Genomic DNA, 5,946 nt, shown 5'->3' on the forward strand with positions numbered 1-5,946 from the left:
GATCAGCAGGTTATGGTTGCGGCGCATGTAGCTGATGATCGCCTCGTCCATCTTGTCGCCGCCGACGCGGACCGAACGCGAATAGACGATGCCCGACAGGGACAGCACCGCGACTTCGGTGGTGCCGCCGCCGATGTCGACGACCATCGAGCCGGTCGGCTCGTGGATGGGCAGGCCGGCGCCGATCGCGGCCGCCATCGGCTCATCGATCAGGCCCACGCGGCGTCCGCCGGCGTTGAGGCAGGAATCGTTGATCGCCCGGCGCTCCACCGCCGTCGCGCCCGACGGCACGCAGACGATGACCTTCGGGTTCACGAAACCCTTCCGGTTGTGCACCTTGCGGATGAAGTACTTGATCATCTCCTCGGCGACTTCGAAGTCGGCGATCACCCCGTCTCGCATGGGGCGGATAGCCTCCATGTGCCCGGGCGTGCGGCCCAGCATCTGCTTGGCCTCTATGCCGACGGCGTGGACGACCTTGCGTCCGCCGACGTTGCGCAGCGCCACCACCGAAGGTTCGTTCAGCACGATCCCCTTGCCCTTCATGTAGATGAGGGTGTTGGCCGTGCCGAGGTCGATGGCGATGTCGTTCGAGATGGCGCCGAAGAGGGACGAAATCATGCAGGGCCCTTGGGGCTGAAAGGGGCTTTTACGTCGCCTACGAATGCCGAATCGCCGCCCCCGGCGCGCACCAGAATTCGCTTGCAGACCGCCGACCTCTGCCCTGCTGAACGGTTCATTTCAAGGCTTATCGAACACGGCGTCGTTTCGCATTGTCGCAGGGTGACGGCGGGGGAGTCGCAGGAAGGCGCTCGCACCCGCCGCAGTTAAATCAGAAGCCGCTCGCGACCTTGGCGTCCGGAGCGCTTTTCTCCTTGCGCGCGAACAGGTTGTTGAGCGCGTTGACGTAGGCCTTGGCCGACGCGGTGAGCGTGTCGGTGTCCGCCGCCTGGCCGGTGGCGATGCGTCCGTCGTCCTCCAGGCGCACGGAGACCTGGGCCTGCGCGTCGGTGCCTTCGGTCACAGCGTGGACCTGGAACAGCCGCAGGATCGCGGTGTGCGGCACCACCTCGCGGATCGCGTTGAACACCGCGTCCACCGGACCATCGCCGGTCGCCTGGGCGCTGCGTTCGTCGCCGTCGATGGCGATGGTCAGTTCGGCCTGCTGAGGGCCCTCGGTGCCGGCCACGACGCGCAGGCGCTTGACCTGGATGCGATCGGCCCCGCTCGCCAGCGCATCGTCCACCAGGGCGGCGATGTCGTCGTCGAACACGTGCTTCTTCTTGTCGGCCAGGTCCTTGAATCGCTGGAACGCCTCGTTCAGCGCGTTCTGGCCCAGCTCGTAGCCCATGCCCTTCAGCTTCTCGCGGAAGGCGTGGCGGCCGGAGTGCTTGCCCATCACCAGGTTGGTCGCGCCCTGCCCCACGCTCTCGGGTGTCATGATCTCGTAGGTGCCGCGATCCTTCAGCATCCCGTCCTGGTGGATGCCGCTCTCGTGCGCAAAGGCGTTCTTGCCGACGATCGCCTTATTGAACTGCACCGGGAAACCGGTGATCGCCGAAACGTAGCGCGAAGACCGCGTGATATGCTGGGTTTCCAGCCCCGTGAAATAGGGCAGCCGGTCGCCACGGACCTTCAGCGCCATCACCACTTCCTCGAGCGCGGCGTTGCCGGCCCGCTCGCCGATGCCGTTGACCGCGCATTCGATCTGCCGCGCCCCGCCCTGCACGCCGGCCAGGCTGTTGGCCACGGCCAGGCCCAGGTCGTTATGGCAGTGGGTAGACAGGATGATCGTGTCGCACCCGGGAACGTTCTCCATCAGGTCGCGGAAGATCGCCTCGTATTCCGACGGATAGGTATAGCCGACGGTGTCGGGGATGTTCACCGTCGTCGCGCCGGCCCTGATCGCCGTCTCGACGCAGCGGCGCAGGAAGTCGCCTTCGGTGCGCGTCGCGTCCTGAGCCGACCACTCCACATCGCCGCAGAGGTTACGGGCGTGGGTGACCGACTTCTGGATCATCTCCAGGATGTCCTCCTGGCTGGCGCGCAGGATGTGGTCGCGGTGCGAGGGGCTGGTCGACAGGAAGGTGTGGATGCGGCCGCGCTTGGCTTTGCGGATCGCCTCGGCGCAGCGCTCGATATCGCCGACGCCGGCGCGCGCCAGGCCACAGACGGTGCTTTCGGTGACGATCTCGGAGATCTGGCGCACGGCCTCGAAGTCGCCGTTCGAGGCGATCGGGAAGCCCGCCTCGATCACGTCGACGCGCATCTCCTCCAGGATCTTGGCGAGCTCCAGCTTCTCTTCCAGCGACATGGACGCGCCGGGCGATTGCTCGCCGTCGCGCATGGTGGTGTCGAAGATGATGACGCGATCACGCGCCTCGGGTTCGGTGACGGCAGTTTGGGTCATGTGCAGGTCTCTATCGCAGGCTTTCGGGGAACATCGGGCGGTTCAGATCACCCCCTGAAGCGCCCGGCCGCGAAGATCCGCAGCCTAAAAAGGCGCCCAGGGGCGGCTAAGCCGCAGGCCGAGAAGCTGGCTGGTGCGAAGGATGCGCATGCGAGTGCTCTACAGAATCCGGGTGAACGGCGCAACAAATTCGCGCGCCGTCAACTCAGACATCGGCGCCTAAGCGTTCACCTCGGCCAATACCTTTTGCACCGCGGGCCGCGCCTTCATCCGCTCGAAGTGGTCGTTGAGCTTCGGAAACTGCGTGCGGTCGATCTTGTCTCGGTCCAGCCAATTGCTAACCGTGAACAGGTACGGATCGGCGACCGTGTAGCCCTCGCCCATCACCCAAGGGCCCTTGAACATCTTCGTCTCCATCAGGGTGAAGCAGTCGACGATGTTGGACGGAGCCTTGGCCTTCATCGCCTCCAGCGCCGCCGGATCGTCGGCCCACCGGGTTCCGCGCACGACGTGAGCCTGCGCAACGTGCACCGTACTCGCGAGATAGGCGTTGAAGCTCTGCAGCTCGGCGAAGGCGAATGCATCGTCGAACGGCGCCAGCTTCGCCTGAGGCCAGCGCTGGGCGATGTAGGCCAAGATCGCGACGGTCTCGCTCAGCGGCCCGTCGTCGGTGATCAGCACCGGGACCCGGCCCTTCGGATTGATCGCCAGATAGGCGTCGCTTCTCTGCTCGGTCGCCCCCATATTCACGCGCTGGGTTTCGTAATCAACGCCAGCCTCGGCCAGCGCGATGTGCGACGCGAGCGAGCAGGTTCCGGGCGCATAATACAACTTCAACATGGTCTTTCAGTCTCCTCCCAGGGCCGCCTCTCGCGCCTTGATCCAGCGCCTTGCGAACCAGCCGATCACCAGCCACGCGATCAGCACGAGCACAAGCCAAAGCGCCTCGCGACCGGCTGTCCCACGCATGATCTGCACGATCGAATTCCCGGCGAACGCCGTCAGCGCGATCTTCGGCACGATCCCCATTGCGGTGCCGGCCGCGAAGTCGCGCACCCGCATGGGCGTCACGCCGGCGGCCATGTTGACGACGATGAACGGCGCCGAGGGCACCAGCCGCACGATCAGGCTGGCGAGGAATCCGTTGCGGCCCACCAGTCCCATGAACTTGCGCACGCCCTCGCCGGAGATCGCCTCTAAGGTCCGCGCGCCCGCGGCGCGGCCCACATAGAAGCCGACCAGGGCCGAGGCCATCGTGCCTATCCAGGAGTAGGCGAAGCCCGTCCAACCGCCGAACGCCACCACCGCGGCGGCGATCAGCATGAACTGCGGCACCCCAAGGAAGGCCAGGATGGCGAAGGCCGCCACCGCCGCCGGCAGCGCCCACGGACCGTTCGACGCGACGCCCAGCCACCGCTCCACGGTCGCCTCGCCGTCGAACCCCAGCACTTGGGCCCCGAACAGGAAGACCAGACCAACCCCGCCGAACAGCACGAACGACACGGCCAGCGCGCGCCACGCCTTCGCGTCCATGTTGGTGACGAATTGCAGGATGGCGCGCATGGCATTCCCGTCGCCTGATCGCCATCGCGGGTCAAGCGAGGCTGCGAACCTGGGTTCCCGCGCGCGCCGGCTTCGGCTAAACCCGCGCGCGTTTGTTCAACCTCGACCGGGAGTTCCCGCCATGTCGCTCGAATCCGCCGCGCTCGCTCGCGTCAAGCCCTCCGCCACCCTGGCGGCGGACCAGAAAGCGCGCGAACTGAAAGCGCAGGGCCGCGACATCATCTCGCTGGCCGCCGGCGAGCCCGACTTCGACACTCCGGACAACGTCAAGGAAGCCGCCATCAGGGCGATCCGCGACGGCAAGACCAAGTACACCAATGTCGACGGCATCCCCGAGTTGAAGGAGGCGATCGTCGCCAAGTTCCAGCGCGAGAACGGCCTCACCTACAAGACCAGCCAGGTGAACGTCTCGCCGGGCGGCAAGCCGGTGATCTACAACGCCATGGTCTCGACGCTCAGCCCGGGCGACGAGGTGCTGATCCCCACGCCCTACTGGGTCAGCTACCCCGACATGGTGCTGCTCGCAGGCGGTACGCCGAAATTCGTGCCGACCAGCGCCGAGGCCGGTTTCAAGGTGAAGCCAGCCGAACTGGAAGCCGCGATCACGCCGAAGACCCGCTGGCTGCTGCTCAACTCGCCGTCCAACCCATCCGGGGCCGCCTACTCGCGGGCCGAACTGCGGGCGTTGGCCGACGTGCTGCTGCGCCATCCGCAAGTCTGGATCCTTACCGACGATATCTACGAGCATCTGGTGTTCGGCGATTTCGAGTTCACCACCATCGCCCAGGTTGAGCCGGCGCTTTACGACCGCACCCTGACCATGAACGGGGTCTCCAAGGCCTACGCCATGACAGGCTGGCGGATCGGCTACGCCGCCGGCCCCGAACCGCTGATCAAGCTCATGGCCAAGGTGATGAGCCAGACGACGTCGAACCCGTCGTCGATTTCGCAATGGGCGTCGGTGGAGGCGCTGAACGGCACGCAGGAATTCCTCAAGCCCAACGCCAAGCTGTTCGAGGAACGCCGCGATCTGGTGGTGTCGATGCTGAACCAGGCCAACGGCCTGCACTGCCCGACGCCCGAAGGCGCCTTCTACGTCTATCCGTCCGCCAAGGGTCTGATCGGCAAGACCGCGCCCAGCGGCAAGGTGATCTCCAACGACTCCGACTTCGCGGTCGAGCTTCTGGAGACCGAGGGCGTCTCGGTGGTGTTCGGCGCGGCGTTCGGACTCTCGCCGTTCTTCCGCATCAGCTACGCGACGTCGAACGCCGTGCTTGAAGACGCCTGCACGCGCATCCAGCGCTTCTGCGCGGCCGTAAAATAGCCGCGGCTCAAACCCTCCCCCGACCCGGGGAGGGTTTCGGCGCAGGCTTAGTGCTTTTCAGTCCAGGCGGACTTCGCCGCATCCTTGGTGATGTTCAGGCGCACCTTTTCGTCGTCCACATGGTCTATCCAGCTCAGCGGGATCATGTGGTGCTTCAGGCCCGCGCCCAGGTCCATCTTGGCCAGTTCGATCTCTTCGCCGCGGACGTGATCAACGCGGCCGACATGGCCGTCGTCCGAACCGATGACTTCCATGTGTTCGCGGATCTGCGAGGCTTGGATCATGGGATATCTCCATCGATAGTCGCCGCACCGTCGCGGTGATTGTCCAACGGACTCAGTCGCGTCTGGTTTCCGCCGTCACCGCAATCGTGAGGCCCTCGTGATCACGCTGTTCCACTCGCCGGCGACCCGCTCGACCCGCATTCTCTGGTTGCTGGAAGAGCTCGGCGAACCGTTCGACATCGAATACGTCACCGTGCGCCGCGGCGAGGAAGGCGGCTTCGGCGACCCTCGCAATCCTCACCCCGACAAGAAAGTCCCGGCGGTTGTCGTCGACGGCGAGCTGATCACAGAAAGCGCCGCCATTACGCTCTTCCTGACTGACGCCTTCCCGGCCGCAGGCCTGGGACCCCGCGTCGGTGAGATAG

General features: G+C 65.6%; 7 protein-coding genes. 2 read left to right on the forward strand and 5 right to left on the reverse strand.

Translation table 11 applies throughout. The annotated features are described in order from the left end of the window. From Q8R27_RS08300 to Q8R27_RS08315, 4 genes are all read right to left on the reverse strand, one after another. A partial coding sequence (locus Q8R27_RS08300) for a rod shape-determining protein (protein WP_305698573.1) occupies positions 1–621 on the reverse strand: 621 nt, incomplete at its 3' end. A 211-nt stretch (positions 622–832) separates the two neighbouring features. Next, positions 833–2,410, reverse strand: coding sequence for a 2-isopropylmalate synthase (locus Q8R27_RS08305; protein ID WP_305698574.1), 1,578 nt, complete (start codon positions 2,408–2,410; stop codon positions 833–835). A gap of 219 nt (positions 2,411–2,629) precedes the next feature. Next, positions 2,630–3,250 (reverse strand): glutathione S-transferase family protein, encoded by a 621-nt coding sequence (locus tag Q8R27_RS08310; RefSeq protein WP_305698575.1) that lies wholly within the window; start codon positions 3,248–3,250, stop codon positions 2,630–2,632. A 6-nt stretch (positions 3,251–3,256) separates the two neighbouring features. Next, on the reverse strand, positions 3,257–3,973 hold the full coding sequence (locus Q8R27_RS08315; RefSeq protein ID WP_305698576.1) for a TVP38/TMEM64 family protein: 717 nt from the start codon (positions 3,971–3,973) through the stop codon (positions 3,257–3,259). Positions 3,974–4,094: 121 nt separating this feature from the next. Here Q8R27_RS08315 and Q8R27_RS08320 point away from each other — a divergent pair, with 121 nt between their 5' ends. Further along, entirely contained in the window at positions 4,095–5,297 is a 1,203-nt protein-coding gene (locus Q8R27_RS08320; RefSeq protein WP_305698577.1) for a pyridoxal phosphate-dependent aminotransferase, read from the forward strand. Between the two features lie 47 nt (positions 5,298–5,344). Here Q8R27_RS08320 and Q8R27_RS08325 read toward each other — a convergent pair whose 3' ends face one another. Then, entirely contained in the window at positions 5,345–5,581 is a 237-nt protein-coding gene (locus tag Q8R27_RS08325) for a DUF2171 domain-containing protein (RefSeq protein WP_305698578.1), read from the reverse strand. A 97-nt stretch (positions 5,582–5,678) separates the two neighbouring features. Here Q8R27_RS08325 and Q8R27_RS08330 point away from each other — a divergent pair. Beyond that, positions 5,679–5,946 (forward strand): glutathione S-transferase N-terminal domain-containing protein (locus Q8R27_RS08330; protein ID WP_305698579.1); only part of this gene is annotated, 268 nt, incomplete at its 3' end.

Origin of the sequence: Phenylobacterium sp., assembly GCF_030697305.1 — a bacterium.
Lineage (GTDB): Bacteria > Pseudomonadota > Alphaproteobacteria > Caulobacterales > Caulobacteraceae > Phenylobacterium.